The sequence below is a fragment of the Luteibacter sp. HA06 genome (assembly GCF_054061215.1).
Window position 1 is genome coordinate 3,775,021 of record NZ_JBSSDZ010000001.1, and the last position, 24,936, is coordinate 3,799,956.

The 24,936-nt window shown below is 61.7% G+C and carries 29 protein-coding genes and 1 pseudogene; 11 read left to right on the plus strand and 19 right to left on the minus strand.

Annotated elements, in window-relative coordinates:
- Positions 1-20: 20 nt before the first annotated feature.
- The 5 genes from ACVWWJ_RS17370 to petA form a co-directional block, all read right to left on the minus strand.
- On the minus strand, positions 21-452 hold the full coding sequence (locus ACVWWJ_RS17370; protein WP_159895242.1) for a ClpXP protease specificity-enhancing factor: 432 nt from the start codon (positions 450-452) through the stop codon (positions 21-23).
- Positions 453-508: 56 nt separating this feature from the next.
- Positions 509-1,156 carry a glutathione S-transferase N-terminal domain-containing protein gene (locus ACVWWJ_RS17375; RefSeq protein ID WP_159895220.1) on the minus strand — a complete coding sequence of 216 codons (648 nt, stop codon included), beginning with the start codon at positions 1,154-1,156 and terminating at the stop codon, positions 509-511.
- A gap of 68 nt (positions 1,157-1,224) precedes the next feature.
- Entirely contained in the window at positions 1,225-1,980 is a 756-nt protein-coding gene (locus ACVWWJ_RS17380; RefSeq protein ID WP_200851880.1) for a cytochrome c1, read from the minus strand.
- Complete coding sequence (locus ACVWWJ_RS17385; protein ID WP_159895218.1) at positions 1,973-3,262, minus strand: cytochrome b; 1,290 nt, start codon at positions 3,260-3,262, stop codon at positions 1,973-1,975. The genes ACVWWJ_RS17380 and ACVWWJ_RS17385 overlap by 8 nt, the downstream gene beginning before the upstream one ends.
- Positions 3,262-3,861, minus strand: a complete 600-nt coding sequence (petA, locus tag ACVWWJ_RS17390; RefSeq protein ID WP_063573455.1) for a ubiquinol-cytochrome c reductase iron-sulfur subunit — start codon at positions 3,859-3,861, stop codon at positions 3,262-3,264. Before petA ends, ACVWWJ_RS17385 begins: the two co-directional genes overlap by 1 nt.
- Positions 3,862-4,057: 196 nt before the next feature.
- Here petA and ACVWWJ_RS17395 point away from each other — a divergent pair, with 196 nt between their 5' ends.
- The gene (locus ACVWWJ_RS17395) at positions 4,058-5,242 is read left to right on the plus strand and encodes a S1C family serine protease (RefSeq protein ID WP_456968860.1); all 1,185 of its coding nucleotides are present in this window, start codon (positions 4,058-4,060) and stop codon (positions 5,240-5,242) included.
- Positions 5,243-5,386: 144 nt separating this feature from the next.
- Here ACVWWJ_RS17395 and ACVWWJ_RS17400 read toward each other — a convergent pair whose 3' ends face one another.
- The gene (locus ACVWWJ_RS17400) at positions 5,387-6,655 is read right to left on the minus strand and encodes a lytic transglycosylase domain-containing protein (RefSeq protein ID WP_456968861.1); all 1,269 of its coding nucleotides are present in this window, start codon (positions 6,653-6,655) and stop codon (positions 5,387-5,389) included.
- 158 nt (positions 6,656-6,813) lie between these two features.
- Between ACVWWJ_RS17400 and miaB the strand changes: the two genes are divergently transcribed.
- The 5 genes from miaB to ACVWWJ_RS17425 all read left to right on the plus strand — a co-directional run bounded on the left by miaB (position 6,814) and on the right by ACVWWJ_RS17425 (position 11,847).
- Positions 6,814-8,163: a tRNA (N6-isopentenyl adenosine(37)-C2)-methylthiotransferase MiaB gene (miaB, locus tag ACVWWJ_RS17405; protein ID WP_456968862.1), complete on the plus strand. Its 1,350-nt coding sequence runs from the start codon at positions 6,814-6,816 to the stop codon at positions 8,161-8,163.
- 5 nt (positions 8,164-8,168) lie between these two features.
- Positions 8,169-9,146 carry a PhoH family protein gene (locus ACVWWJ_RS17410; RefSeq protein ID WP_456968863.1) on the plus strand — a complete coding sequence of 326 codons (978 nt, stop codon included), beginning with the start codon at positions 8,169-8,171 and terminating at the stop codon, positions 9,144-9,146.
- Positions 9,143-9,604 carry an rRNA maturation RNase YbeY gene (gene ybeY / locus ACVWWJ_RS17415; protein ID WP_456968864.1) on the plus strand — a complete coding sequence of 154 codons (462 nt, stop codon included), beginning with the start codon at positions 9,143-9,145 and terminating at the stop codon, positions 9,602-9,604. The genes ACVWWJ_RS17410 and ybeY overlap by 4 nt, the downstream gene beginning before the upstream one ends.
- 118 nt (positions 9,605-9,722) lie before the next feature.
- Entirely contained in the window at positions 9,723-10,592 is an 870-nt protein-coding gene (locus ACVWWJ_RS17420; RefSeq protein WP_159895206.1) for a transporter associated domain-containing protein, read from the plus strand.
- A gap of 46 nt (positions 10,593-10,638) precedes the next feature.
- Complete coding sequence (locus ACVWWJ_RS17425; RefSeq protein WP_456968865.1) at positions 10,639-11,847, plus strand: lipoprotein N-acyltransferase Lnb domain-containing protein; 1,209 nt, start codon at positions 10,639-10,641, stop codon at positions 11,845-11,847.
- Positions 11,848-11,865: 18 nt separating this feature from the next.
- On the opposite strand, the gene ACVWWJ_RS17430 is transcribed toward ACVWWJ_RS17425, so the two are convergent.
- A complete protein-coding gene (locus tag ACVWWJ_RS17430; protein WP_456968866.1) occupies positions 11,866-13,137 on the minus strand; it encodes a hypothetical protein in 1,272 nt (423 codons plus the stop codon).
- 258 nt (positions 13,138-13,395) lie between these two features.
- Between ACVWWJ_RS17430 and ACVWWJ_RS17435 the strand changes: the two genes are divergently transcribed.
- Both ACVWWJ_RS17435 and ACVWWJ_RS17440 read left to right on the plus strand, forming a co-directional pair.
- Positions 13,396-14,421 (plus strand): magnesium and cobalt transport protein CorA, encoded by a 1,026-nt coding sequence (locus tag ACVWWJ_RS17435; RefSeq protein ID WP_456968868.1) that lies wholly within the window; start codon positions 13,396-13,398, stop codon positions 14,419-14,421.
- Between the two features lie 70 nt (positions 14,422-14,491).
- Positions 14,492-15,223: an AAA family ATPase gene (locus ACVWWJ_RS17440; protein ID WP_456968869.1), complete on the plus strand. Its 732-nt coding sequence runs from the start codon at positions 14,492-14,494 to the stop codon at positions 15,221-15,223.
- A gap of 31 nt (positions 15,224-15,254) precedes the next feature.
- On the opposite strand, the gene ACVWWJ_RS17445 is transcribed toward ACVWWJ_RS17440, so the two are convergent.
- From ACVWWJ_RS17445 to ACVWWJ_RS17465, 5 genes and pseudogenes are all read right to left on the minus strand, one after another.
- Complete coding sequence (locus ACVWWJ_RS17445; RefSeq protein WP_456968870.1) at positions 15,255-15,896, minus strand: hypothetical protein; 642 nt, start codon at positions 15,894-15,896, stop codon at positions 15,255-15,257.
- A gap of 82 nt (positions 15,897-15,978) precedes the next feature.
- Positions 15,979-16,250 (minus strand): annotated as a pseudogene (locus ACVWWJ_RS17450) (integrase core domain-containing protein); the annotation flags it as partial.
- A 282-nt stretch (positions 16,251-16,532) separates the two neighbouring features.
- Positions 16,533-16,892, minus strand: a complete 360-nt coding sequence (locus ACVWWJ_RS17455; protein WP_456968871.1) for a toxin-antitoxin system YwqK family antitoxin — start codon at positions 16,890-16,892, stop codon at positions 16,533-16,535.
- 1,278 nt (positions 16,893-18,170) lie between these two features.
- On the minus strand, positions 18,171-18,527 hold the full coding sequence (locus tag ACVWWJ_RS17460; protein WP_456968872.1) for a hypothetical protein: 357 nt from the start codon (positions 18,525-18,527) through the stop codon (positions 18,171-18,173).
- Positions 18,528-18,822: 295 nt separating this feature from the next.
- A complete protein-coding gene (locus ACVWWJ_RS17465; protein WP_456969734.1) occupies positions 18,823-19,110 on the minus strand; it encodes a DUF2750 domain-containing protein in 288 nt (95 codons plus the stop codon).
- Between the two features lie 8 nt (positions 19,111-19,118).
- On the opposite strand from ACVWWJ_RS17465, the gene ACVWWJ_RS17470 reads away from it, so the two are divergent.
- Genes ACVWWJ_RS17470 through ACVWWJ_RS17480 form a run of 3 tightly spaced genes read left to right on the plus strand, consistent with a single transcriptional unit; the run spans position 19,119 to position 20,150 of the window.
- Positions 19,119-19,535 carry a hypothetical protein gene (locus tag ACVWWJ_RS17470; protein ID WP_456969769.1) on the plus strand — a complete coding sequence of 139 codons (417 nt, stop codon included), beginning with the start codon at positions 19,119-19,121 and terminating at the stop codon, positions 19,533-19,535.
- Positions 19,465-19,857 (plus strand): AAA family ATPase, encoded by a 393-nt coding sequence (locus ACVWWJ_RS17475; RefSeq protein WP_456968873.1) that lies wholly within the window; start codon positions 19,465-19,467, stop codon positions 19,855-19,857. Before ACVWWJ_RS17470 ends, ACVWWJ_RS17475 begins: the two co-directional genes overlap by 71 nt.
- Positions 19,740-20,150 carry an AAA family ATPase gene (locus ACVWWJ_RS17480; protein WP_456968874.1) on the plus strand — a complete coding sequence of 137 codons (411 nt, stop codon included), beginning with the start codon at positions 19,740-19,742 and terminating at the stop codon, positions 20,148-20,150. Before ACVWWJ_RS17475 ends, ACVWWJ_RS17480 begins: the two co-directional genes overlap by 118 nt.
- 41 nt (positions 20,151-20,191) lie before the next feature.
- Here ACVWWJ_RS17480 and ACVWWJ_RS17485 read toward each other — a convergent pair whose 3' ends face one another.
- The 7 genes from ACVWWJ_RS17485 to ACVWWJ_RS17515 form a co-directional block, all read right to left on the minus strand.
- Positions 20,192-20,962 carry a hypothetical protein gene (locus ACVWWJ_RS17485; protein WP_456968875.1) on the minus strand — a complete coding sequence of 257 codons (771 nt, stop codon included), beginning with the start codon at positions 20,960-20,962 and terminating at the stop codon, positions 20,192-20,194.
- 214 nt (positions 20,963-21,176) lie between these two features.
- Complete coding sequence (locus ACVWWJ_RS17490) at positions 21,177-21,836, minus strand: hypothetical protein (RefSeq protein WP_456968876.1); 660 nt, start codon at positions 21,834-21,836, stop codon at positions 21,177-21,179.
- A gap of 97 nt (positions 21,837-21,933) precedes the next feature.
- Positions 21,934-22,362 (minus strand): hypothetical protein, encoded by a 429-nt coding sequence (locus tag ACVWWJ_RS17495; RefSeq protein WP_456968877.1) that lies wholly within the window; start codon positions 22,360-22,362, stop codon positions 21,934-21,936.
- A gap of 102 nt (positions 22,363-22,464) precedes the next feature.
- Entirely contained in the window at positions 22,465-22,764 is a 300-nt protein-coding gene (locus ACVWWJ_RS17500) for a hypothetical protein (RefSeq protein ID WP_456968878.1), read from the minus strand.
- Between the two features lie 508 nt (positions 22,765-23,272).
- Positions 23,273-23,761, minus strand: a complete 489-nt coding sequence (locus ACVWWJ_RS17505) for a hypothetical protein (RefSeq protein WP_456968879.1) — start codon at positions 23,759-23,761, stop codon at positions 23,273-23,275.
- 38 nt (positions 23,762-23,799) lie between these two features.
- Entirely contained in the window at positions 23,800-24,288 is a 489-nt protein-coding gene (locus ACVWWJ_RS17510) for a hypothetical protein (protein ID WP_456968880.1), read from the minus strand.
- Between the two features lie 72 nt (positions 24,289-24,360).
- A complete protein-coding gene (locus ACVWWJ_RS17515; protein WP_456968881.1) occupies positions 24,361-24,885 on the minus strand; it encodes a hypothetical protein in 525 nt (174 codons plus the stop codon).
- Positions 24,886-24,936 lie beyond the last annotated feature (51 nt).

Consider the following 24,936-nt stretch of genomic DNA (forward strand, 5'->3'; position numbering starts at 1 on the left):
CGCCGTCAGGCGGGTTTTGTTTATTTGACGACGCGAAGGTGTGGCGCGCCGCGCTTGGGGCGGTCATCGTCGCCGCCGGCTGACGGTGCCGGGGCTTCAGCCTCATCGGCAGCTTCGATACCGTCGGTGGGCAGGGTTTCGTTTTCATCGGCGGGGAACATCATGCCTTGGCCGTTTTCCTGCGCGTACAGCGCCAGCACGGCGTGCATCGGGATGACGATGGACTGGCTGACGCCAGAGAAACGCGCCTGGAAAGCGATGCGGTCGTTGCCGAGGTCGAGATGGGCGACGGCACGCATGGCCAGGTTGAGGACCACCTGGCCATTCTTCACGACATGGGCCGGCACCTTCACGCCCGGCTGCGCCGCGTCCACGAGGACGTACGGGGTCAGGCCGTTATCGCTGATCCAGTCGTAAATGGCGCGCAGCAGGTAGGGGCGATTGGAGGTCATGCCCGTGCTTTCGTTCGTATCCATGGGCACAGTTTACGGGATACGCGGTAACGAGGCTAACTAACGGGCGCGAAATTGAAGTCCGGACGCATGTTGCGCTCTTCGGGCGTGAGACTGCGGGCGAAGCCCTGACTGTGGAAGAGGCGCTCGCCGTAGTCGACGATCGGCTTGCCCTCCTTCCCCAGGTCGACGCCCAGGTGCGGAAGGCGCCAGACCACCGGGGCGACCAGGCAATCGATCAGGCTCATTTCCGGATTGAGGAAGAACCGCGAAGCGCGGAACAGCGGTACCGACAGAAGCAGGTGCTCGCGCAGCCGGCGGCGGGCGCCGTCGGCCGTCTTGCCGCCCTCTCCGATCGCCTCGATCTCGGGCAACCAGTCGTTCTCGATTCGCCAGGTAGCCAGACGCAGACGGGCCCGGGAAAGCGGATCGATGGGCATGAGCGGAGGATGCGGATAGCGCTCGTCGAGGTACTCGACGACGATCATCGGGTCGTAGACGGTCAGGTCGCGATCGACCAGGGTCGGCAGGGTGCCGTAGGGGTTTAGCTCGAGCAGGTCGGGGGTGGGCTCGTCGGCCTTCAGGATGATCCGGTCGTACGCCACGCCTTTCGCCGCCAGCACCAGCCGGGTGCGGTGGCAGTGGATATCGTCGGCGCTGGTGTACAGCGTCAAAGCCGTTCGCGAACGAGCATTCTGGACCATGCGTGCGAGCCCTCTCCCTGCCGCAAATGAAACGGGGCGACCGGTCAGGCCGCCCCGAGGGACATCATTCAGTGGTTTTCGTGAACGTCTTTCCAGTACTCGTGCTTGACCAGGTACAGCAGGAAGGTAAGCAAGGCCAGGAACAGGACGACCCACACACCGACCGACTGCCTTTCGAGGACGGCCGGCTCGGCCGTGTACTCGAGGAAGGTGGCCAGGTCGCGCGTCGCGCCCTTGAACTCTTCCGGGGTCATGCGACCCGGCTGGGAGAGTTCGAGCTTCTCCACCATCGCTTCGTGGCCCGGCGAGGCTTCGGAATGCACGGCAACCTGCAGCCCCTGCAGTTCCCACAAGGGGTTCGGCATGGACGCGTTCGGGAAGACCGTGTTGTTCCAGCCGACCGGGCGGCTCGGGTCGAGGTAGAACGAGTTCAGGTAATTGAAGATGAAGTCCACGCCCTTGGCGCGCGCTTCGAGCGAGAGATCCGGCGGTTCCTTGCCGAACCAGGTCTTCGCCGAATCGGCCGGCATGTGCGAGATCACCGGTTCGCCGAACTTCGCACCGGTGAAGTTGAGGTTGGACATCACCTCGTCTTCGCTCAGGCCGAGATCACTGGCCACGCGCGAATAACGCACGTACTTCAGCGAGTGGCAACCGACGCAGTAGTTGAAGAACAGCTTGGCACCGCGCTGCAGCGAAGCCCGGTCGTTGACGTTCGTACCTGCCGAGGGCAGGCCCTCACCGCCTTCAGCGGCGAGGGTAGGAACGGTGGCGACGAGCAGGCCCAGCGCCAGGGCCATGGCGGATAGATAGCGCTTAATCATGCGTCGTCACCCGTTCCGGAACCGGCTTGGTCTTCTCGAGACCGAAGTGCGTGTACACCCAGATGAAGATGAAGAACCCGAAGTAGGCCAGCGTCATGACGCGGCCGAAGGCGTTCTCCAGCGTGGTCGCATCCGCACCCGGGAACCACTCGGGGATCAGCTCGGCGGTAACGCCGGCGCCGACTGCACCCAGGGACAGGAACGAGATCACCAGCACGGCGAGCGCAATGCGGTAACCCACGCCACGGAAGCGCACCGAGCGGACTTCACCGCGATCCAGCCATGGCAGCAGGGCCAGCATCAAAATCGAGCCGAACATGCCGATCACGCCCCAGATGGCCGTACCGAAGAACGACGGGATCATGCGCAGGATCGCGTAGAACGGCGTGAAGTACCACGACGGCTTGATGTGCGTCGGCGTCACCAGGTTGTTGGCCGGGGTGAAGTTGTCGTGCTCGAGGAACCAGCCGCCGAAGGTGGGCGCAAAGAAGATGATGAACGCCGCGATCAGCAGGAAGAAGCCCACGCCGACCAGATCCTTCACCGTGTAGTACGGGTGGAACGGGATAGCGTCGATCGGCTTGCTGGCATCCCAGCGATTGCCCTTCGGGCCGTGCTTCACGTCCACGCCGTCCGGGTTGTTCGAGCCCACTTCGTGCAGCGCGGCCAGGTGGAGGACCACCAGCAGCAGGAGCACCAGCGGCAGCGCGATCACGTGCAGCGCGAAGAAGCGGTTGAGCGTGGCATCGGCGGGCAGGAAGTCGCCCATGATCCATTCCACCAGGCCGGGGCCGATGTAGGGAATGGTGCCGAACAGCGAGATGATGACCTTCGCGCCCCAGAAGGACATATTGCCCCACGGCAGCACGTAGCCCATGAAGGCTTCGGCCATGAGCACCAGGAAGATCAGCATGCCGAGGATCCACACCAGCTCGCGCGGACGCTTGAACGAGCCGTACATGATGCCGCGGAACATGTGCAGGAACACCACCACGAAGAACAGCGAAGCACCCGTGGAGTGCATGTAGCGGATCAGCCAGCCCCACTCCACGTCACGCATGATGTACTCGACGGAGTTGAACGCCTCTAGCGCACTCGTCTTGTAGTTCATGGTGAGGAAGATGCCGGTCACGATCTGGTTGACCAGGACCAAAATCGCCAGCGAACCGAAGTAGTACCAAAGATTGAAGTTCTTCGGTGCGTAGTACTCGGTCATGTGCTTACGGAACGTGGGCGCCAGGTTCGGCGCGCGTTCGTTCACCCAATCGAATAGGTTTGCCATCAGCCGGCCTCCTTCGGATCGACACCGATCTGGATGTGCGTGTCGTCCACGAAGTGGTACGGCGGCACGGGGAGGTTCTTCGGTGCGGGCACGCCGCTGAACACACGGCCCGAGAGGTCGTAGCGCGACTTATGGCAGGGGCAGTAGAAGCCACCCTTCCAGTTCGCGTCGAACGGCTCGGGCTTGATGTCCGGAACGAAGTCGGGAACGCAGCCCAGGTGGGTGCACAGGCCGATGACGACCAGCCACTCGGGCTTGATGGAACGGGTTTCGTTCGTCGCGTACTTGGGCTGTTGTTCCGTGTTGGACGACTGCGGATCCAGCAAGCGGGGCTCGAGGCCCTTCAGCTGCGCCAGCTGGTCCTTGGTGCGATTGACCACGAAAACGGGAAGGCTACGCCATGCGAAAGTGACCTTCTGGCCCGCATCGATGGCGCTGATATCGACCGTGACAGGCGCACCTGCCGCCTTAGCCCTTGCACTTGGTTCCCACGACTTAATGAAGGGCACGACCGCCGCGACCACTCCCACACCACCTACGACTGCTGTCGTAACGGTAAGGAAGCGACGGCGCCCGTGATCGACGACTTCGTTCGCCATCAGGCTCTCCGGAACTTTGCCATTGAGGTTGCGGACCCCTATTGCCGGTTCTTTCGGAAATCGGCTTCCGCAAATCGCGTCAGTGTAACGTCAGCACTAGCCACGTACAATAAACTGGACGCCACCCTATCCCATAAGGGGCAAGGGCTGCCATGGGCACGGCGATGCGACGACGACAGGAATCCCTCGTTTTTAGATGAAACACGCCGCCCGCACGCTCGCTTTCATTGCCCGCTTTGTCGTGCTCGGCCTCGCCGTGGCCTTCATCATCGGCTTGTTCTGGCCCGGTAGCGGCGCCTTCCTGAGGCAACGCTTCACCGCTCCGGCCGGTATCACGGCAACGACCACGGGCGATTCGCCCTCCTCCGGCCCGGCCTCCTATGCAGACGCCGTGGCCAAGGCGGCACCGTCGGTCGTCAACATCTACGCCAACAAGATGGTCACCGAGGTGCCGCGCCAGCTCTACTCCGATCCGGTGCTGCAGCGCATTTTCAGTGTACCGACGGGGCCGGCGCGCACGCGGCGCCAGCAGAACCTGGGCTCGGGCGTGATCGTCAGTGAAGATGGTTACGTATTGACCAACAACCACGTCATCGCCAACGCCGACGACATCCAGCTGCTGCTCTACGACGGCCGTGTGGCCAAGGCGAGGGTCGTCGGCTCCGACGACGAGACCGATCTGGCCGTGCTCAAGGTGGACGCCGGCAACCTGCCTGCCATCCACATGACCGACGCCGATCGCCGCCCCCGCGTGGGCGACGTGGTGCTTGCCATCGGCAATCCCTTCGGCATTGGTCAAACCGTGACCATGGGTATCGTCAGCGCGATCGGACGCCAGCTCAACCTGTCCAGCCTGGAGAACTTCATCCAGACCGACGCCGCGATCAACTTCGGCAACTCCGGCGGCGCGCTGGTCAACGCCCACGGCGATCTGGTCGGCATTAACACCTCGCTGATCGGGCAGGCCGTCGGCGCCGAAGGCATCGGCTTCGCCATTCCGGTGGCGAGCGCCCGCAACGTGCTCGACCAGATCGTGCAGACCGGCCATGTGGTGCGCGGCTGGATCGGTGCGGACTACGGCGCCGTGCCGATTTCGGCCGACAGCGGTCTGCCCTCCGCGGCGCGCGGCGTGGTGGTGAACGACATTTCCCCCGGCGGCCCGGCCGCCATGGCTGGCATCCAGCAGCGCGATGTGCTGTTGAAGATCGGCGGCGAAGACATCCTCGACCCCTCCGACCTGCGCCGGCGCGAAGCCGCGTTCAAACCCGGTACGGCCATCGATATCTCCGGCCTGCGCAGCGGCGCACCCTTCACCAGCAGCATCACCCCCACCCAGCGCCCACCCACGGCGCCGATGCAGGCGTTGCAAGGCGCCAGATAACTGTCTGTGCTGCCTGTGCTGTCTGTGCTTTGTGTGGGAGCCGATTCATCGGCGATTGGGTGCTAGCAGGAAGGCACCATGTCAGGGCATCGCCGCTGAAGCGGCTCCCACAAGGAGCAGGCCCTCACAGGGCCAACACCTGAATCAGCTGCCGCGGGAGGCTAGCGGCACGTTGGTGCTGGCGTGCTGCTTGAGCATCTGGCCGTAACGCTGGCGGAGCACGCCTACGCGCTCGACGTACACCTGCGTTTCGTCATACGGGGGCACGCCGTTGTACTTCTGCACGGCACCCGGCCCGGCGTTATACGCCGCCGCAGCGAGGCGCTCGTTGCCCTTGAAGTTCTTCAGCAACAGCGCGAGATAGCGCGCGCCGCCGCGAATATTCTGATTCGCGTCGAAGGCGTCCAGCACACCCATATCGCGGGCAGTGCCCGGAATGAGCTGCATCAGGCCCTGCGCACCGGCGACCGACAGCGCACGTGGGTTGAACGCGCTCTCCGCATGGATGATCGCCCGCAGCAGCGCCTCGTCCACGCCGAACTCGCTGCTCGCCGAGGAGATGGCATCGCCATACGAGCTGATGTTGAGCGCGACGCTGTTCCAGTCGATCTTCGAATGGACATCGCACGCGGCGCAGGTCGCGATGTAGGTGAAGAGCATCTTGATGCTCCCGCCCTTCTCCGCGTTACCGGCCTGGGGAATATTGGTGTATTCGACGCCGCCATCGGCGCGGGTGATGCGATAGACAGCGCCGCGTAGCACACGCGAGCCCTTCGGCTGTTCGGGTGCGGGCGCCGTGGCCAGGTCGGTCGAAGCAGACTCGCGGTAGTCCCAGGTGCCCTTGGGCGCGCGGATGGCGGGGGCAGCGGCGACGGCTGCGGCGACAGGCGTAGCCGCCGCTGACGCTTGCGTTGCAATTCGAGGAGGCCCCAGCGCCGTGGCGGTGGTCGAGACCGAGCCCTCCACCGCAAGGACGTTGGCAGCGGGTACCAGCCCCGCCGCCGCAAGATCGTCGTTCCGCCCGGGGGCGAGGACCACGCTGCCGATCACGCCCTTCAGTGAAGGCGCCGCCTCGACCGTCTGAAACGCAGATGCTGCCGAACCCGCTGAGGACGTCTCAGCCGCCTGAGCCGTCCGGGGCGCCGGGGCCAACGGCATGACAGGCCGGGCCGGGCGCGCCGGCGCCATGTTCGCCAGGCGCTTGCAGTCCTTGTACCCGGCGGTGCTGCCGGAGAACACGGTTTCACCGGTCGTGCCGACACATCTATATAGGGCACCTGCCGAGGCCGGCCCCGAGAGCAGGCCTAAAAACAGCACAACAACGCCCGCAGCCCTTCGCAGGGCCGTCCGGGAGAGCAGAAAACGGCAGGCGGGATGGCCGGCGCTTTCCCCTGGCGTCGCGTCGTGAACCATGGGCGCGAGTGTGCCCGAGCACCCCGGCGGTGCCAAGAGCCAATAACGTGATGTTCTTCACGTAAGCCATTGATCCACCGAACCCTGTGGCAACACCGGTGGTGGCGGCGTAAACTGCGCGGTTCGGTAACTCCCCACGAATCACGGTATCCCGGCGCATGAGCGGCAAGCTTTTCATCAAGACCCACGGCTGCCAGATGAACGAGTACGACTCGGCCAAGATGGCTGACGTCCTGTTCGCATCGCACGGTCTCGAGTTGACCCAGGACGAGGCGGAAGCCGATGTCATCCTGGTCAACACCTGTTCGATCCGCGAAAAGGCCCAGGAAAAAGTCTTCAGCCAGCTCGGCCGCTGGAAGGCCCACAAGGCCGGCGGCAAGCCGGTACTGATCGGCGTGGGTGGTTGCGTGGCTTCTCAGGAAGGCGATGCCATCCTCAAGCGCGCGCCCTACGTGGATCTCGTCTTCGGCCCGCAGACGCTTCACCGTTTGCCGGAAATGATCGAAGCCCAGCGCGCCAGCGGCAAGTCGCAGGTCGACATCAGCTTCCCGGAAATCGAGAAGTTCGACAGCCTGCCCGAGCCGCGCGCCGAGGGCCCGACCGCCTTCGTCTCGATCATGGAAGGCTGCTCGAAGTACTGCTCCTACTGCGTGGTGCCCTACACCCGCGGCGAGGAAATCAGCCGTCCGTTCGACGACGTCATCGTCGAGGTCGCACAGCTCGCCGAGCAAGGCGTGCGCGAGGTGAACCTGCTCGGCCAGAACGTCAACGCCTACCGCGGCCCGATGCACGACGGCGACATGGCCGATCTCTCCGTGCTGATCCACGCGATCGCACAGATCGAAGGCATCGGCCGCATTCGCTTCACCACCTCACATCCGCTGGAGTTTTCCGACTCGCTGATCGAGGCCTACGCGAATGTGCCGCAGCTGGCCAACTACCTGCATCTTCCGGTGCAGGCCGGCTCGGACCGCATCCTCTCGGCCATGAAGCGCGGCTACACCGCGCTCGAGTTCAAGCAGAAAATCCGCAAGCTGCGCGCCGTGCGCCCGGATATCTGCGTGTCGTCGGACTTCATTGTCGGCTTCCCCGGCGAAACGGAAGACGACTTCGAGAAGACCATGAAGCTGATCAACGACATCGGCTTCGACCAGAGCTTCTCCTTCATCTTCTCGTCCCGCCCGGGCACGCCAGCGGCCAACCTCGCCGACGAGACGCCGGCCGCGGACAAGCATGCGCGCCTGATGCGCCTGCAGGCCGCGATCAACGAGAACGCCCGCAGCATCAGCGAGGCTATGGTCGGCACCGTGCAGCGTGTGCTGGTCGAAAAGCCCAGCCGCAAGGATCCCAACGAGATGACCGGACGCACCGAAAACATGCGCTTCGTGAACTTTCCGGGCCATGCCCGGATGATCGGCCAGTTCGTCGACGTGGTGATCACCGAGGCGATGTCCAACTCCCTGCGCGGCCGTGTCCGCCTCGACGAAGAGGTCGCGCTCGCCTCGTGAATGCCATGAGCCAGCTTGTCCAGCGTGATTTCTCCCTCGAGCCCGAGGACAACCTCCGCCTCGCCAACCTCTGCGGCCCGCTCGACGAGCACATCCGCCAGATCGAACTGCGCCTGGGTGTCGAGATCGACCATCGCGGGGCGACGTTCCGCGTGATCGGTGACGAACTCACGGCGCGCGCCGGCGAGAAGGTACTCAAGGCTCTCTATACGGCGGCCGAACACGAAACCCTCAACGGCGCAGTGATCAACCTGCACCTCGCCGAGTCCGGCATCGACGCACTGGCCGACCAGGCCGCGGAGTCGTCGCAGGAAGTCGTGATCAAAGTGAAGCGAGGCGTGATCAAGGGCCGCGGACCGAACCAGGCCCGCTACCTGCACGCGATCACCAGCCACGACATCAACTTCGGCGTGGGTCCTGCCGGTACCGGCAAGACTTACCTTGCCGTAGCCAGCGCCATCGAAGCGCTGGAGAACAACCGCGTGCAGCGCGTGCTGCTGGTGCGCCCCGCCGTGGAAGCCGGTGAGAAGCTCGGCTTCCTGCCCGGCGACCTCAGCCAGAAGATCGACCCCTACCTGCGCCCGTTGTACGACGCGCTGTACGAGATGGTCGGCTTCGAGAAGGTCGCCAAGCTGATCGAGCGCAACGTGATCGAGATCGCGCCGCTGGCCTATATGCGCGGCCGTACGCTCAACGATTCGTACGTCATTCTCGACGAAGCGCAGAACACCACGGTCGAACAGATGAAGATGTTCCTGACCCGCATCGGCTTCGGCTCGGTCGCGGTGATCACCGGCGACGTCTCCCAGGTAGACCTGCCCCGCAACATTCGCTCGGGCCTGCGTCACGCCATTGAAGTGCTGCGCGGCGTGGACGGTATCAGCTTCACCTTCTTCACCTCGCGCGACGTGGTCCGCCACCCGCTCGTGGCCAAGATCGTTCGCGCCTACGAGGCCTTCGAGCAGAAGGACGAAGCCCGTTGAGCAAGCTCGACGTTGCCGTGGGCTATGCCGCGCCGCGTAAGGGCGTGCCCGCGTCCGCCAGCTTTCGCCGCTGGATCGAGGCGGCGCTCAAGGGCGCGAAGCGTCGGAAGGCCACCGAGGTGTCCGTGCGCATCGTCGACACCGAGGAAGGCCAGGCCCTGAACCTGCAGTATCGAGGCCGCGACTACGCGACCAACGTGCTCTCGTTCCCGGTCGAGCTGCCCCCCGGCGTGAACCTGCCGCTCATCGGCGACCTGGTCATCTGCGCCCCCGTCGTCGCCCGCGAGGCCGCCGAACAGGGCAAGAAGCCCGCCGACCACTGGGCCCACCTCACCATCCACGGCACCCTGCACCTGCTGGGCTACGACCACATCGACGAGGCCGAAGCCGAGACGATGGAGGCGCTGGAGACCAAGGTCCTGGCTGGGCTAGGCATCGCCGACCCGTACATCGCCTGATCCGCAGCTCCCTGTGGGAGCCGCTTCAGCGGCGATGCTCCTGCTCCATCCCCTGAACCGTCACAGGATTTCCGTTAGACTCCCCATTCCGCCCATTCGGGCCGAATATCAAAGAGTAATGAACGAGGACCCTGGCAGTACCAACGGCCCTACTCACCGATCCTGGTGGGACCGTCTGGGCCACATGTTTTCCGGCGAGCCCCGCAACCGCGATGAACTGATCGCCGAACTGCGCACCGCCCAGGCCAACGGCCTGCTCTCCAACGACACCCTGACCATGGTCGAGGGTGCGATCAAAGTCACCGAGCTCAGCGTCGACGACGTCATGGTCCCCCGGGCCCAGATCGTCAGCCTGCCCGTCGATGCGCCGTTGCCTGAAATCCTGGCCGCCGTCGTCGAATCCGGTCACTCGCGCTTCCCCGTGCACGGCGAAGACAAGGACGAAGTCCTTGGCATCCTGCTGGCCAAAGACCTGCTCCAGTACTTCGGCCAGAACGACGGCGGCAACGTGCGTGCCCTGCTTCGCCCGGCCGTGCTCATTCCCGAATCCATGCGACTCAACGTGCTGCTGGCGGAATTCCGCCTCACGCGTAACCACATGGCCCTCGTGGTCGACGAGTACGGCGGTGTCGCCGGCCTCATCACCATCGAGGACGTCCTCGAGCAGATCGTCGGCGAGATCGACGATGAGCACGACGACGAGGAAGACCCGATCCTCGCCACCCAGCTGGACGACGGTGTCTTCGCGGTGAGCGCGCTCACCCCGATCGCCGACTTCAACGAGGTGGCCGGTGCGCATTTCTCCGATGAAGAGTTCGACACCATCGGCGGCATGATCACCTCCGAGTTCGGTCACCTGCCGAGCGTGGGCGAGGAAATCACCATGGGCGACTTCGTCTTCCGCGTCACCGAAGCCGACGACCGCCGCGTGCTGCACTTCCATGTCACGCGTGTCAGCGGCAACGGTAACGGCAACAACGGGGCCTGATCCCCTTCCTCCAAGCCATGCCTGCGGGCAAGGATCACGCCCCACGATGCGCTACGCCCTGCTCCTGTTCGTTGCCCTGTGTTTCACTCCGGTAGCCCGCGCGGGCATCGTCGATGCCCCGCCGGCCAACCTCGAAATCTCGCTGATGACCTACGGCCCCGGTGACATCTACTGGGAGCGTTTCGGCCACGATGCGCTGGAAGTACGCGACACCGTGAGCGGCGAAGCCGTCGCCTTCAACTACGGCGTGTTCGACTTCGACCAGAAGGGTTTCATCGTCAATTTCGCGCGCGGCATCATGGCCTACCGCATGGACGCCGAGACCACGCAGTCGGACGTCGAGTTCTACGCGGGCGAAGGCCGTTACGTACGCCGCCAACGCCTCGCGCTCGACAACGAACAGAAAGACAGCCTGCGCCGCTTCATGCTGTGGAACGTGCAGCCGGCCAACGCCGGCTACAACTACGATTACTACGCCGACAACTGCACCACGCGCGTGCGCGATGCACTGGACGGCGCACTCGGTGGCGCACTCAGCCGCCAGCTGCGCGAGCGCCCCGGTGGCATGACGTACCGCGAGCAGACCGCGCGCCTGATGAGCAACCAGGCCTGGCTGATGCTCGGCATGGATCTCGGGCTCGGCCCGTATGCCGACCAGCCGATGACGGCGTGGAAGGAAGCGTTCCTGCCGATGGTGCTCGAGGAAGAGCTGCGCCAGGTGCGTATCGGCGATGGTGCCGATGCACATCCGCTTGTCGCTCAGGAAGACACCCTCGCGCAGAACAAGCTCGATCCGCCGCCCGAGAAGGCACCGGACCTGCGCTGGCCGCTGCTGATCGCTGGCCTGCTGTGGGCGATTCCTTTGTCGTTGCCCGCATTCACGCGTAATCGCGTGGCCCGCGGCGTGTTCGTTGCCGCGGGCACGCTTTTCACCGTGTTCGCCGGACTGGCCGGCCTGTTCATGCTGGGCCTGTGGACGCTGACCCTGCATCGTTCCGCCTGGGGCAACTTTAACCTGCTGGCGTTCCAGCCGTTTGCCTTGTTGCTGATTCCCGGCATCTGGCGACTGCGGGTGGCCGGCCGGCAGATCGGCCACCTCGCATCGCGGGTCACGGGCGTCTCCGCCGTGGCCTGCGTCATCGCCTTGCTGCTGCACCTGTGGCCGGAGTTTCCGCAGCGGAACATGCCTTGGTTGCTGCTCGCACTGCCGTGCTGGGCTGCCCTTTTCGCCACGTTCTGCCGCCGGCACGACTGAGCTCGCCAGCCGCGCTACTTACTTGCGAGGCACGAGCGTCTTCAGTGCGTTCCACAAGCGTGTGCGCAGCTTTTCGTTCGCCGGCACGGCCGCCGACCTGACCAGTTCGGCGATCACGGCGTCCCCGCTTTCGAAGACGTAACCGACGTCGCGCAGGTAGCCTGCGCCCCAGGTTTTCAGCTCGTCGATATAGGCCACGCCGGCGTCGAACTTCGCCTGCGTGATGACCTCGCCCTCCAGGCTGAACATGCGCAGCAGATGCGCCTTGTCGCCGCAGATACCGCTGTTGAGCGTGAGCACCGGGATCACCGGCACACGCATCGCCACATCGCGATACCAGAGGTTGAACTCGTACGGACGCCGATGCAGCGCGTCGGGACGGTCGCGATCCGCCCAGTGCGCCTTTGCCTCGTGGAAGAACTGGCGCATGTAGTAGAAGTCGTGCGCGCGGCGGACGAAGGAGACGAGCGCGTCGATCGCCGAGAAGACGATGCGGCCGATCGCACTCGACGCGCCTGCGGTCAGGCCCTCCGCCACCAGCTGGGCGCCGCCCTTCAGCGTCTTATAAACATCCCCAGCTAAGGTAAGGTCCATTGCCCGTTTGATACCGTCGATGGTCGTAGCCGGCGTGCCAGGAAGCACGCTGAGGTGCTTGCTGCGGGCGTGCACGAGGTAGCGTTTGCAGCCGGTTTCCAGCGCATCGACGATGCCGCCTGCCGTGGTGAGACCACTGAGGATGAAGGGCTGGGCCTGCGCAGCGGCGGCGCCGGCGATGGTCTGGGTGATCGACCTCAGCAGGCCGGGGCGAGAGGCCCAGATACCTGCGGCTGCAGCTGCGACAGGGGTGACGGCAGCAGCGGCTCCCGTGGCACCGGTGAGTTGCTCCTGGGCGGCGGCGGCGATGAGCGTCGTCATGCGCTCCAGCTCCTTGCCCAGGGCGTCGCGCAAGGCGCCCTCTTCCGGGGTTGCCGCCGGTGCGGACGCCGCCGCTTTCAGGCGCGCGGCGTCGATTTCACGAACGGCCTCGTTGGCCCGGATGGCTCGGTCGAGTGTCTCGGCTAGCCTGGCCGGATCGTTCTTGCCGGGCGGCACGACCGGCTTGACCGGCCGGCTGCCGAGAAGGTCGAGGACGCCATCCGTGCTGAAGGTGAAGCGGTCTTCGTCGCAGGCGATGTTGGCGAAGAGGTAGACGATGCCCAGGCGGGCATGGGTCATTTCTTCAGTCATGAAGGCCGGGAGACCCTCGTTCGGGTCGGTGTTCTGGGGAGATTTAGCGTTGGTCGAGGTCACGATACATTCCTTGTGATCATGGGTTCGGTGTCCCGTGGGTCATTGGCTCATGAGCCGCAGGGTGCGGGGTACCCCGACGGGTATCGCAAGATTTCGCGATCTTGCCCGCCGTGGTCCCACCCTTTCACCCTATGAGGTGCATCGGCGGAGAAAAATCCGCCCGCCGCTGAACCTGCTTACGGCGGCGCCCGAGCGCATGTCGGCCTATTCCGATTCTGCGATTGCCCCGTCACACAGGGGGCGGCATCATGCCCGCCTATGGAAACCGTCTCGCTGCTCCCCGAACCCGTCGCTCCGCCCGATTCCAACGGCGGCATGGTCGTCAATTGCGTGGCCTACCGTAATGACGGCTGCCGCATCGGCGACATCACCATCGACGCGATCAGCGACGTGCTGAAGGAGCCCGACACCTTTGTCTGGGTCGGTCTGCACGAACCCGACGAAGCGCTGCTGCTGAAGCTGCAGGAAGAGTTCAACCTGCACGACCTCGCCATCGAGGATGCCCAGCTCGCTCACCAGCGCACCAAGATTGAAACCTACGGCGACTCGCTCTTCATCGTGGCGCAAACCGCCCAGGTGGTCGGCGGCAATATCGCCTTCGGCGAAACGCAGATTTTTGTCGGTCAGCGTTACTTCGTCACCGTGCGTCACGGTGCATCGCTGTCGTATGCGCCTGCGCGCCGCACGTGTGAGCAGTCCCCCGAGTTGCTTGGCATGGGACCGAGTTATGCGCTGTACGCGGTGCTCGACTTCATCGTCGACAACTTCCTGCCGATCATCCGCGACTTCCGGCAGGAACTGCACGAGCTGGAGAACGATATCTTCGCCGAGACGTACAACCGGCAGACGATCAAGCGGCTGTATGACATGCAGCGCGAGTTGATGACGTTGCGGCTCGCGGTCGTGCCGCTGCAGGACATCGTGGCGCAGTTGACGCGGCTGCATCCGCATTTGATTCACGATGAGTTGCGGGCGTATTTTCGTGATATTTACGATCACGTTTTCCGCGTCAACGAATCGATTTCCGCAATGCGCGAAATGCTTGGGGCGGCTATTAGTGTGAACCTTGCGCTCGTCACCTTTGGGCAGAATGAGGTGATGAAGAAGCTGGCTGGTTGGGCGGCGATGCTGGCTGCGCCTACCCTGATCACGAGCTGGTACGGCATGAACTTCGCGCATATGCCTGAGCTACAACAACCCTGGGCCTACCCCGCCATCACCTGTCTGGTAGCCTGCGTCGTAGGCGTTATCTTCATAGCGCTAAAACGCAACAAGTGGTTCTAACGCCCGATGCTCTTGTGGGAGCCGATTCATCGGCGAAAGGGTGCTCGCGAAAACACACGGACCGTCCCCAATGACCTCCTTAACCGCCAGCCACTACCTCCTAGACATCAAACTCCGTCGAGACCGCGTCCCCAGCTTCGAAACATACCCCTACTCCCTCCCCGCCATCAAAGAACTAGGCACCCTGAAGCTCCACCCCAAGGTGACCTTCATCGTCGGCGAGAACGGCAGCGGGAAGTCGACGTTGCTGGAGGCGATCGCCACCGCCTGGGGATTCAATCCCGAGGGCGGGACGAAGAATTTTAACTTCGGGACGCGGCGGTCGCATTCGGAGTTGCATGAGGCGCTGACCCTGGTCAAGGGAATCAAGCGAGCTAAGGACGGATTCTTCCTTCGGGCCGAGAGCTTTTTCAATGTGGCGACTGAGATTGAAAGCTTGGGTGTGGGCGAGTTCTATGGTGAACGGCCGCTTCATGAGCAATCGCACGGCGAGTCGTTCTTTGCTCTGATGACGAATCGATTTGGCGGTAACGGGCTGTACATCCTCGACGAGCCCGAGGCTGCGTTATCGCCTGCACGACAGTTAGCAATGTTGGTACGGATGCATGAGCTGGCGGGGATGAACTCGCAGTTCATCATTGCTACGCACTCGCCGATTCTGATGGCTTATCCGGAGGCGGATATTTATCAAATTGACGAATCGGGGCTAGTTCGGACGGCTTATGAAGAGACCGAGCACTTCTTGGTCACTAAGGCGTTCCTGGGAAATCCGACTCGGCAGTTGGCGTTGCTGCTGGAGTAAGTTTACGGGGCGTCGACACCACCAGCGAAACTCAGCGATGGGCGCCCCCAACTCCCGCAGTGCGCTTTCTCAGGAAATCGATGTAAGCGTCGTTCTGCGCGTCGGTGTACCCGAGCAGGCGCCCTTGCATTCGCTCCATTCCCTCCGACCAGCAACCCTGATCGAGAATATCCAACAACAAGAGGTAGGCGTCCATGCGCCAGACCTCAGAGGGGAGCGCGTACAACACGTCGCGACATGGCCGTCCCGATCGCGGGGTCTCTCTATCTCGCTTAATTAATCGGCCCGCCGACACATAGGGAGTAAAAATCTCTTCGGGAACGATCCCGTTATCGGGCACGTCAGGCATGTCGTCGACAAAAGCGGCGAGCGGCTTTTCACCAGCAAGCAACATCCTGAGCTCCCTGCCGGTATGAACAGGGTAAGGCAACTCGTCCCAAGCCGACCAGGCTCGGAGCCAGCCGTTGAGGGACGAATTATGAGGAGTCAAGTCGAAGCGATCAACGATGCGTTCGACATCGCTTGCAGATAATGGAAGCGAATCGCCTGGACGCAACGGATGCCCTTTTCCCGCCAGCGCAAGCAAGTCATCTCCTTGTTCAGTCTCGAGGACGAGAGCCTCTGCAACCTCGCTAGTCGCAGCATCGCTTAGCTCAATTACGTACTTCGCCACCACGCTCTCCGATTGCGGACTGTTGCTCCGCTGGCCTGCATAGTGCAGCCAAACCACGCTGTCGACCACCCGTTAGTTAGTGTCAACCATAACCCGAGGTTGCCGGGTCATTTCGCTGCCTGAACTCGGCGGGCGTCAGCCCTCCAAGGCTGCCGTGGGGTATCTCGCGGTTGTAGTCGGTCAGCCAGAGCTCTGCCTGCTCGCGTTCAGGTCCCGGAACAGGTGCATGTCGAGGACACCACGCCGGAAGCTGCCGTTGAAGCGCTCGATGACGCCGTTCTGCATGGGCCTTCCCGGCTCGATGAAGTCGAGCTTGATGCCTTTGCGTTCTGCCCATTCCGCGAGCGCCAGAGCCCCGACCAGCTGGATCTCTTCGCAACAAAGTAGAGTCGGCGGTCAGTGAGCGTTCGGCAGGTAAAGCTTTCACCGCCTACGTGGATGGCCTCTGTCGGCCTGGAAAGGAACGTTGGGGCGAACGATATCCGACTCAGACTCGGCGATCACGCTCTGATGTAGTTGGCCCACCAATCCGTCGAAAGCCAATGACCCCGAGCCCCGTCGCAAAACCGCCAATAGCAAAGTTGATCTAACCGAGGAACAGAAGATCAGCTAGCCCTCGGGGCCACGTGCGCCGGACTAACTGCGAACCCGCCGCACTGTTCCATCTTCGTTGTAGTCGATGAAGCCCGGCTGGCGCTCACCTTGCGCCATGTCTCCGTCGCACTCCAGCTTACCGTCATCCCACCAGCGCCGATATCGGCCGGAGTAAAAACCATCGACCATGGTTGCATCCAGCGTCATATGGCCGTCGCGACTCCACTCGCGAACGACGCCGTTTGCGATGCCACGCTTGAAGGCTGCTTCCCCGAATAGCTGGCCGTTATCGAACCACATCCTGTGGAGACCATCCATCTCCGCACCAGCGGTACTCCACTCGGCACGGAGCATCCCATTCGGGTGGTAGATTTTGTGCACCTGCCGTTCTTCGGATGCCATGTTCACTTCATGTCGGCCATGCTCCAGGGTTAAAGCGCTTCGTCAGGAAATCCTTCAATGCAGAGGCCGCGCCTATCCGCCGCGCGTTCGAGGCACGCTCGATACCATCGGCTCGGATCATCTGCGGGACCCATCCCGCACCACTGCTCACAACGATGAGCCTCTGCTCGTACTTCCTATAGCACCTGTCTGGATTGTCACTCCCAGGCGGGCAAAAATCCATCCCAGGGATGGACTCACCCGTAGGGATAACAATGACGTCCATGACCATTCCGCCGACTGCACTCGCTGGCGGTAAGCTTCCCAGGCGGCCGAACGCGCAGCAGCATTCGCAGAATTCAGGCAACCGATCAGCGAGCTCGTCGTTTCCAAGGGATGGATCGGCCGGTGGGTGAAGCGACCTTACCGATAGTTATTGGCTGCGTCGAAAACGTGGTCCCACGTCAATGGGACGCGCCTATGTCCTCATTTTTGGCACCATCCTTGGACGGAAGCGGAAGCCGGTCAATCGTGACGAGTCGGTTGCCCCTCCAACCTTTAATAGGAATTCCGCGCTTCGTGACTTCATCATCGAGGAGCGAAAGCAACTCGTGCGCGCCGTCGATGGTTGGCAAGATCATGATGAACGAAAATGGCCATAGGCGTCTGCTCGCCTGGAACGAGCAGGCTGGGGCTTTGCCGGTCCGCGAGTCCACGACACCGCACCGAACGGCGACGATATTCTCCCAACGTAGAGTTCGGCCTCGAAATCCATAGAATGATCTCGAAATGCCGGCGTCACTCACCACGACGTCACGAAAAACGAGGCTCGCGAAAAGGATCATGAAGAGAGCGACGACGATGACACTACTGACGTATATCCCATCACCAGGCCGGTACCGCACGATTGCCATTCGAAGGACATATGCTACGGCCACTGCGAAGACGACCGATAAAATAAGTCCCAGGCTCTGCTTGTTACCGTAACGAAATCTGCGTTCCATCAGATGCCTATCACCACGCCATTCTTGGCCACGGAAAATGTTGATCCTCCGGCGGCTGCGACTTCGCGCGGTCACGAAGCGGGTCAATGGCGCCGACGAGCGCATTCATGTCGCCAGACATTAAGCCACCGTAAGCGTCACCCATAACGCCGAGGCCTATGTCGCCAGCACCTGCCACCAAGGCTTCGTCTGGGATAAGGGGCACAATTGCTCCTACGCCGGCCGCGCATCTGCATCGTTTCGATATTGGCTTTTTCGAGTGGCATACGTTGCGCGCCACACAGGCTATGTCGACCTACTTCTGAATCGCCCGCTGCACGACCTCGCCGGTCTTCGCGTCAACCAGGTATGACATACCACCACCCTTGATGCTCTTATCCCTGGAAACGACGAGGAAATAGTAGTTATCGCCGCGATCTTCAACGATGACATCATACCCTCGGAGACAGGTATCCATACCCCCGCGGCCATCGCACGTATGCTTTTCTGCCAGAAACGTTAGAAAGTCATCATGCACGCGACCTCCAAACGCTAGGCCCATGAAGGGTATCCTCGGTTTGACGGTTGGTCGCTCTGTCTCACCGTGGCTTCGCTGGCAGCCAGCGGCCGTGAAGAAAAGCAGTAAACCGACATATCTAGTCGCGACGTTCATCAATACCACCATCCACTTGATTTCAACAATGTCTCGGTAGCTCCCCCGCTGCGACTTGGCGTCGGGTATATCGCTTTATCTCGCCGGCTGGCGTGCCGAGATACCCAGGCACGTTAGGAAATCCAGCGCGGCAGCTAGGCCTGCTCCTGGATTGAGATATCGAGCGGTCCTCACGATAGGGCGACAACACGCTTGAGTTCTGGATGAGCTTGCTCGAATGTGGGGGGAGATCAGGGGCGCCAGTGCTCATGAAGGAGACTGAACGTCTATTTAGTCCGGCCTCCTGCTGTACGATTCAGTACCAGGTGTCCTCGTACTCCCGAAGCCGTTGTGCAAGATCGAGCGGGGGCACGAGAACGCCGTTATCGGTGGGGGTGTAGAAAACCCCAACGGCAATGCCATGCTCATCCAGGCTCGGAAGAAACGCGTCTATAAACACCGCCAGGGACATGGCTTCCGGGACGCAGTCGGCCCACTCGCCAACACAGTAGCGTTGGACGTACTCCTCGAAGGGCCATACATTGAAGATCGTCAGGTCCGACGAGTTCACCGACGTGACCCAATCCCCTTCCTGATACCCCAGATCGTTTCATGACCCACCACCCTTTTTACGAGATATTCAACGCGTTCCGCTCGTGGGAGGGCGGATACGACCTCAATCTCAGCTTGTTTCAGAGCTGTCATCTACTTTGCCGCTCTCGGTTTCTTGGCCCAGCCACCATTATCCAGTTTGTGCTGCCCGCGGTGTATATCGGCATCTTGAAGGCGCGAATCTTCGTAGCCGAATCCCTTCGCCGCCTCGCGTCCGCGATCGTGAGTTGGTTGTCCGTGACGGGGGTTCGACAACGCGCCAATGCCGTTGAAGATGAATCGCCGTATTTGAGACTGCAGGCAACGACCATTCAACCCACGATCGACCGGCAAGGAGCATGTCGCCATGAGTTCACTGGACGCGGAACATTACCTGCTCGACGTGAGATTGAGGCGGGAACGTATTTCGTCATTTGAGACTTATCCGTTTTCGCTTCCCGCAGTGAAGGAGCTCGGCACCCTAAAGCTGCACCCCAAAGTCACCTTCATCGTCGGCGAAAACGGCAGCGGCAAATCGACTCTACTGGAGGCGATAGCGACCAACTGGGGATTCAATCGCTGGGGAAGAGCGTCAGGCGGGCGAAGGATGGGTTCTTTCTTCGAGCTGAAAGCTTCTTCAATGTGGCTACCGAGATTGAAAAGCTCGACGCTGAACCCGCGCCGGCGCCACCTATCATCGATTCCTACGGTCATCGATCGCTTCACGAGCAGTCGCACGGTGAGTCGTTCTTTGCGTTGATGATGCATCGGTTTGGCGGAAACGGGCTCTACATCCTCGACGAGCCCGAGGCTGCCCTTTCGCCCTCGCGGCAACTAGCGGTGTTGGCGCGCATCCATGAACTTGTCCGGATGAAGTCGCAGTTCATCATCGCTACCCACTCACCGATCCTGATGGCTTATCCGGATGCCGAGATATATCAGATCGACGAGTCGGGCTTGGTGAGGACAGCCTACGAAGAGACAGAGCACTTCTTGGTGACGAAGGCGTTTCTCGGGAATCCGGAGAGACAGTTGGCCTTGTTCTTCGAGTGATGCTGCTATCGCCCTAGCATCTGACTGACGGCAACCTCCAATCAAGACTTCCAGGTAAGCACGAGGTCAAGACCCAGTTCGCATATCGCGACGAGGTGCTCTCTCGAGAACGTCGGCCCCCCATCGAAGGCGTCCTGAATGTGCTCGCAGACCAAGGCTCGTTGTGGGAAGCCACCGGAGTTATCGGGCCGGAGATCATGAAGCCGTCCGAGAGCAACCTCGATTCCCGCCGAAAAATCGGTGGCTTCTCCGAGCAACGTGCAACTGGCGTTCGGCGCCAGATACGACTCGCGCGGGCCGACCGCCGCGTCGACCCAGAATCGGTACCTGTGATTCGGCTGCCCCTCCTCCACGTCTTCGACGACTGCAGCACGGTCTTCTTCAGTCCCCTCCGCATCCGACGAAACGAGGTAGTTGTCGAGGCAGATCGGAACACCCAGCAGGCCGAGCTTCTCGATCAGGTCTCCCATCAGGTAGACCATCGATGATGGCGCCTGATGAAAGCAGCCTATCCACCAATATGCCTTCCCAACTGCGACGAAGCTCTCGAGACGATCCCTAACGGGAAACAGGCGTTCGACGCTGGATTGCAGTGCGTCTTCGAGTGATGACCATATCTGGTAGCTTCCGTCATCATCTCCAAATTTCGGGTATTGCCATCGATGCAGGTCGAGCGCGGGCCTCCAGGGCGTCGCTCGCCGAATGACGTGACGGTGGTCGCCAAACAAACCCAATGCCCTGTCAACAGCATCCACGTCCAGCGTGTCGCCCTCAATGCGTAGCACGCACGTGTATTCGGCATCTGCAGCCACGGGCTATCCTTTCGATACGAGATTAAGGGGTTAGATCGGATGGTGAAAGCGACCGACGGGAGCTCATGCGCCAATGTCATTCGCGGAAAGCGGAATTGATTCGTTGGGACGTAACGACAAGAACATCAACTATCTCTTCCGTCGCCGGGTCGCTTCGCTCGATGATGTATTAGCCAATGCGCCCTCCTTGTCTCGTCACAATAGGGGTTTTCGCTCATCGGTCGCTCTCGATGAGGCTCGCACGCGCGAATGACGCGACCAGCGAGCCATGCGGCCAGAAGCGAAGCGTCAATCGACCGCGCGCACCGTCGCTCTCAACGATCGCCTCGTAAATGTTAAGCGTAACTTCCTCAAGAGAACTCTCGATCTCCCTGGCGTCAAGAAGAGTGATCTCGCCAGAACGCTTTCCACGATATCCGGGGAGCCCCCGAAAGTTGGCATCGATGTCGTTGGTTTGAATCACCAGGCGATCCGAGGTGCCGCGAACCCAGGTCAGGGACACAACGCAATCATGCAGTTCGCCTTTTGAATCGACGATAGCTGCCAGCTCGGACGCGGAGAGCAGACGACCGGAACTCATGCGACGTCCGTTGTCGACGTTGCCATTGTCGTGGGCGGCGCCAGGGTCAGGCCGACTCCACCAAAGAACGTTGACTGTCTGCGCCATGGTCAATATCCAGCCAGAAGCAATGCCGACGATGGCGACCAATCCGCAAATGGCTGCCAAGCCGTTCCAACCCATGTGCAGGCTTAGGAACACTCCTCCGACACCACAACCACCGACCAGCAGCGCGAGCAGCATGAAGCGCATCAGTCGCCAGTACGTGGGAAGCGCCGCTGGAATTGCCTCCGAACGGAAAAGTCGTTTGATCACTGGTGATCGTGCCTCTCGACCAGCTGTGCACCGCGGCATGCTTTTTTCATAGCTGGCAACCTGCGAGAACAGTACAGATTGGCTGGATCCACGGCCTTCAACGGACCTCTTCCTTCTTGCTCTCTTTCGCGCCCGAGCAAGTCGCGGGGCGAGATTCGTCCTCTACAAGAGCGGCTATCCTGGCATCTCTTGCGACCACGTCGTCACACTGCTGCATGAGCATCCACAGAACACGAGGATCGGCGACGAGTCGCAGGCGATCGGTCCAACTGACCGGCTGAGGCCTCGTCAGCATGAGACCCTCGCGCCGCACCTTGAGGTCATTCCGCAGGTCGCCGATCGCTTTTGGCGAATCCTCATTCAGGCATCGAACCCAATGCCTATCCGCCAGAAGCTCAGCCACGTCGTTGCGGTACTGCCGGTCGACGTATTCGAAAAACATCTCGCTAAAGCCTAGCCAGAAACCGAACCATGCACACGAAAGGCACGCGACGACGAACGCAGCGACAAGAAGCATCTTCTTCATGCTCACCGACCTGCCGGAGTAGTCGGCAACGGCCGAAGATGGACAATCATTTCCTTTGATCCCCGGAGCGGCTATATGCCGCGCCACATCGTCGCCGCAAGCTCAGCTTGCGTCAACCGGACACCGGCCGGTGTTTGCCTCGCTCCAGCAGAGGCGGGCGTGGGCCTCAGCAGTGCACCGTACGCCCACTTGCGTAAGGGCCTTGATGGCCTCGAGTCCGAGCGCCATGGCCTGGCAGTCCACCGAATCCGCTTCGTGGATAAGGTCGGCCAGCAGACCCGTAAGTCCGCGCGCGTATTGCAGCCATTCGGTGGCGTCGTTTAAGAGATCGTGGACCGAGGCCTCTGAGCCGATCGGGTAGCCGGGGAAACTGGCTTCAGATCGTCCGGTTGTAATGGACATTTCGTTCTCCTTGATGTGCGGCCGCGTCGTCTTCCACGTGGGCATGCCAGGCCTGGCAAGGCATGCCCCGGATCATGCGGGCCCGCAGTTCATCGACTACCCGAGAACCGGGTGCCGGGTTTGATTGACGAGTCGCGTTGCGGCTCAGAGCCATTTCTCGGATGCGAACGATGCCGGGCCGGTTAGACCAGCCAAGAAACTTCGTATGAAAACGGCTCCCGCCGCGGTTCCTCGATCGTGTCTACGGTGTAGGCAGACGACCCGTTAACCGATGGGGATGTCGCCGAGGGGATTCGGCGGGCGAATGGGTGCCGTATGATCAGGGGTAGCCAAGATCAGCTCCAAGTCAGTTGGTTTGGTCAGCAGGTGAGGAGTGTCTCTAGCACTCCTCACCTGCGCTTTCACCGCATCAAGCGATGGTTGCCTGCGAGACGTTTCGATAAACCGCGCAGTCAACGAGGCGACCGTAACAAATCAACTTGCAGTTGTCTGTAGGGGTGAATCCCAATCACCACATGCTACGAGGCTCGTCACTCGGCAGCGGAAGGCGATCGGCCGGAACAGGCCAGCCCATCTTGCGAACAACGATCGGAACATTGCGATCCGCGATCTCCGCACTGACGACGGAAAGGAGCTCTTCGACGTCGTCGTAGTCGCTGCGCACGGTGAGCCTGGGAAATTTCTTCCTTTCGTCGGTAAAGAGCGCGTAGTGGCGAACGATCGCACCCTTGTAACCAACGTCGCGGCAACGCACGCTCGTGATCTCGTCCCAGGTCACGTGCCCGGAACGCACGCCAAACAGCGATCGGGCCAATCCGCCGGACATAAGCACCATATCCTGGGTGAGCATGAGCCCGGGAATGACGAGAAGCGACAGCAGTCCAAGCGCCAACGAGAATGTCCCAACGATATGCAACCAATCGTCGGTTTGCCTGACCTGACTTCTGGCCATGCCCAGGACAAATAGCAGCGCGACGAAGACGATGCCTCGAATCATGACTTTACATTCGCACTCGAAAACACGTTCGCTCGCTTTCATAGCGCCGCGCTCCCAGTGCGCTCTGACGACCCGAGAGCCCAGCCGCGCGACACTTCGGTCAGCCGAAGCGCCGACTTACGCGACAGCGTAAGCGTGCGCCCAAGCTCGGCATCGCCATCAAGGAATACTGCCGAGCGAATCAGGTATTTATGCCCTTTGGCCATGACCTCCGATTCTCGTACGACAACCTCGGACAGCCGGTGGCGGTCGATGAGGACGGCGTCGCTGAGGGGGATCGAGGCGAGTCGTCGCTCAAGAATGACCTCATCGTCGCTGACTCGAATGAGATCGTGCCTTGCGCATAGCCAGGAAATCCGTAAGCCGATCAGCAACGCGACAATGATGAACGGGGTACCGAACATAGTGACAAGAATGTCATGGAAAGAGCCCGCGCGAAAAATCCCGAACTGTCCTGCCGCGACACCCAGCAAGAGCAATGCGACGAGCGCACCGGACAGGCGACCTGCTCGCGGAAGGACGACCACGTGTGAAGCCTCACTTCCCGCTGCATTGATGTGATTCATCGACGTTTGTCCCCCGCTCCACCATCCACTCCGCTAGCCTGCCTTCCAATTGTCTTGCGATTCCCCATTCAGAAGGGCGGCGACGGCTTTCGCACCCTCATCCGATCCAACATCGATCTCGAGAGTCGTCCCGGAGAACTTTCCAAAAACGAAGGCTTTCACGATGACCTTTCCGTCAATAAGAATGAGGTCCCGGCGAGTGACGCCGCTCTTCAAGGCTTCTGAGAAAAGCTCGCCGATGGCATGACCTTCGGCCTCAGATATCGTCAGCACCACTTCGAGCTGTTCGGTCGCCTGGTTGTATCTGAGGTCGACCTTGCTCGGGGAAATCCGGACCTTTGCCGTGCCGTCCAGACATTCCTCCCGTGAACCCCCGTCGGGGATGCGTGGGTCCCAGTGGTGCGGCTCTCTGACGAGCGTTGGACTTCCTTCGCACCCCAAGCCGATGACCACGTGATGCGTGGCCGATGTTGTAGCCGGCTTGGCTGGCGTTGTCACCTCGTTCGACGTTGCCGCCATGGGAAGCAGAAGTGCCAGCCATGCGGCTCGGATGCCCATGACGCGCGCACGCGTCCATTGCGAAGTCAATGCGTTTCCCCTGTGGGCGAT

Coding starts and splice junctions, on each gene's coding strand:
- ACVWWJ_RS17370 (WP_159895242.1), bottom strand. CDS start 452: ATGACCTCCAATCGCCCCTACCTGCTGCGCGCCATTTACGACTGGATC.
- ACVWWJ_RS17375 (WP_159895220.1), bottom strand. CDS start 1,156: ATGGTCCAGAATGCTCGTTCGCGAACGGCTTTGACGCTGTACACCAGC.
- ACVWWJ_RS17380 (WP_200851880.1), bottom strand. CDS start 1,980: ATGATTAAGCGCTATCTATCCGCCATGGCCCTGGCGCTGGGCCTGCTC.
- ACVWWJ_RS17385 (WP_159895218.1), bottom strand. CDS start 3,262: ATGGCAAACCTATTCGATTGGGTGAACGAACGCGCGCCGAACCTGGCG.
- petA (WP_063573455.1), bottom strand. CDS start 3,861: ATGGCGAACGAAGTCGTCGATCACGGGCGCCGTCGCTTCCTTACCGTT.
- ACVWWJ_RS17395 (WP_456968860.1), top strand. CDS start 4,058: ATGAAACACGCCGCCCGCACGCTCGCTTTCATTGCCCGCTTTGTCGTG.
- ACVWWJ_RS17400 (WP_456968861.1), bottom strand. CDS start 6,655: ATGGTTCACGACGCGACGCCAGGGGAAAGCGCCGGCCATCCCGCCTGC.
- miaB (WP_456968862.1), top strand. CDS start 6,814: ATGAGCGGCAAGCTTTTCATCAAGACCCACGGCTGCCAGATGAACGAG.
- ACVWWJ_RS17410 (WP_456968863.1), top strand. CDS start 8,169: ATGAGCCAGCTTGTCCAGCGTGATTTCTCCCTCGAGCCCGAGGACAAC.
- ACVWWJ_RS17420 (WP_159895206.1), top strand. CDS start 9,723: ATGAACGAGGACCCTGGCAGTACCAACGGCCCTACTCACCGATCCTGG.
- ACVWWJ_RS17425 (WP_456968865.1), top strand. CDS start 10,639: ATGCGCTACGCCCTGCTCCTGTTCGTTGCCCTGTGTTTCACTCCGGTA.
- ACVWWJ_RS17435 (WP_456968868.1), top strand. CDS start 13,396: ATGGAAACCGTCTCGCTGCTCCCCGAACCCGTCGCTCCGCCCGATTCC.
- ACVWWJ_RS17440 (WP_456968869.1), top strand. CDS start 14,492: ATGACCTCCTTAACCGCCAGCCACTACCTCCTAGACATCAAACTCCGT.
- ACVWWJ_RS17455 (WP_456968871.1), bottom strand. CDS start 16,892: ATGGCATCCGAAGAACGGCAGGTGCACAAAATCTACCACCCGAATGGG.
- ACVWWJ_RS17460 (WP_456968872.1), bottom strand. CDS start 18,527: ATGAACGTCGCGACTAGATATGTCGGTTTACTGCTTTTCTTCACGGCC.
- ACVWWJ_RS17470 (WP_456969769.1), top strand. CDS start 19,119: ATGACCCACCACCCTTTTTACGAGATATTCAACGCGTTCCGCTCGTGG.
- ACVWWJ_RS17475 (WP_456968873.1), top strand. CDS start 19,465: ATGAGTTCACTGGACGCGGAACATTACCTGCTCGACGTGAGATTGAGG.
- ACVWWJ_RS17495 (WP_456968877.1), bottom strand. CDS start 22,362: ATGAAGAAGATGCTTCTTGTCGCTGCGTTCGTCGTCGCGTGCCTTTCG.
- ACVWWJ_RS17500 (WP_456968878.1), bottom strand. CDS start 22,764: ATGTCCATTACAACCGGACGATCTGAAGCCAGTTTCCCCGGCTACCCG.
- ACVWWJ_RS17505 (WP_456968879.1), bottom strand. CDS start 23,761: ATGATTCGAGGCATCGTCTTCGTCGCGCTGCTATTTGTCCTGGGCATG.
- ACVWWJ_RS17515 (WP_456968881.1), bottom strand. CDS start 24,885: ATGGGCATCCGAGCCGCATGGCTGGCACTTCTGCTTCCCATGGCGGCA.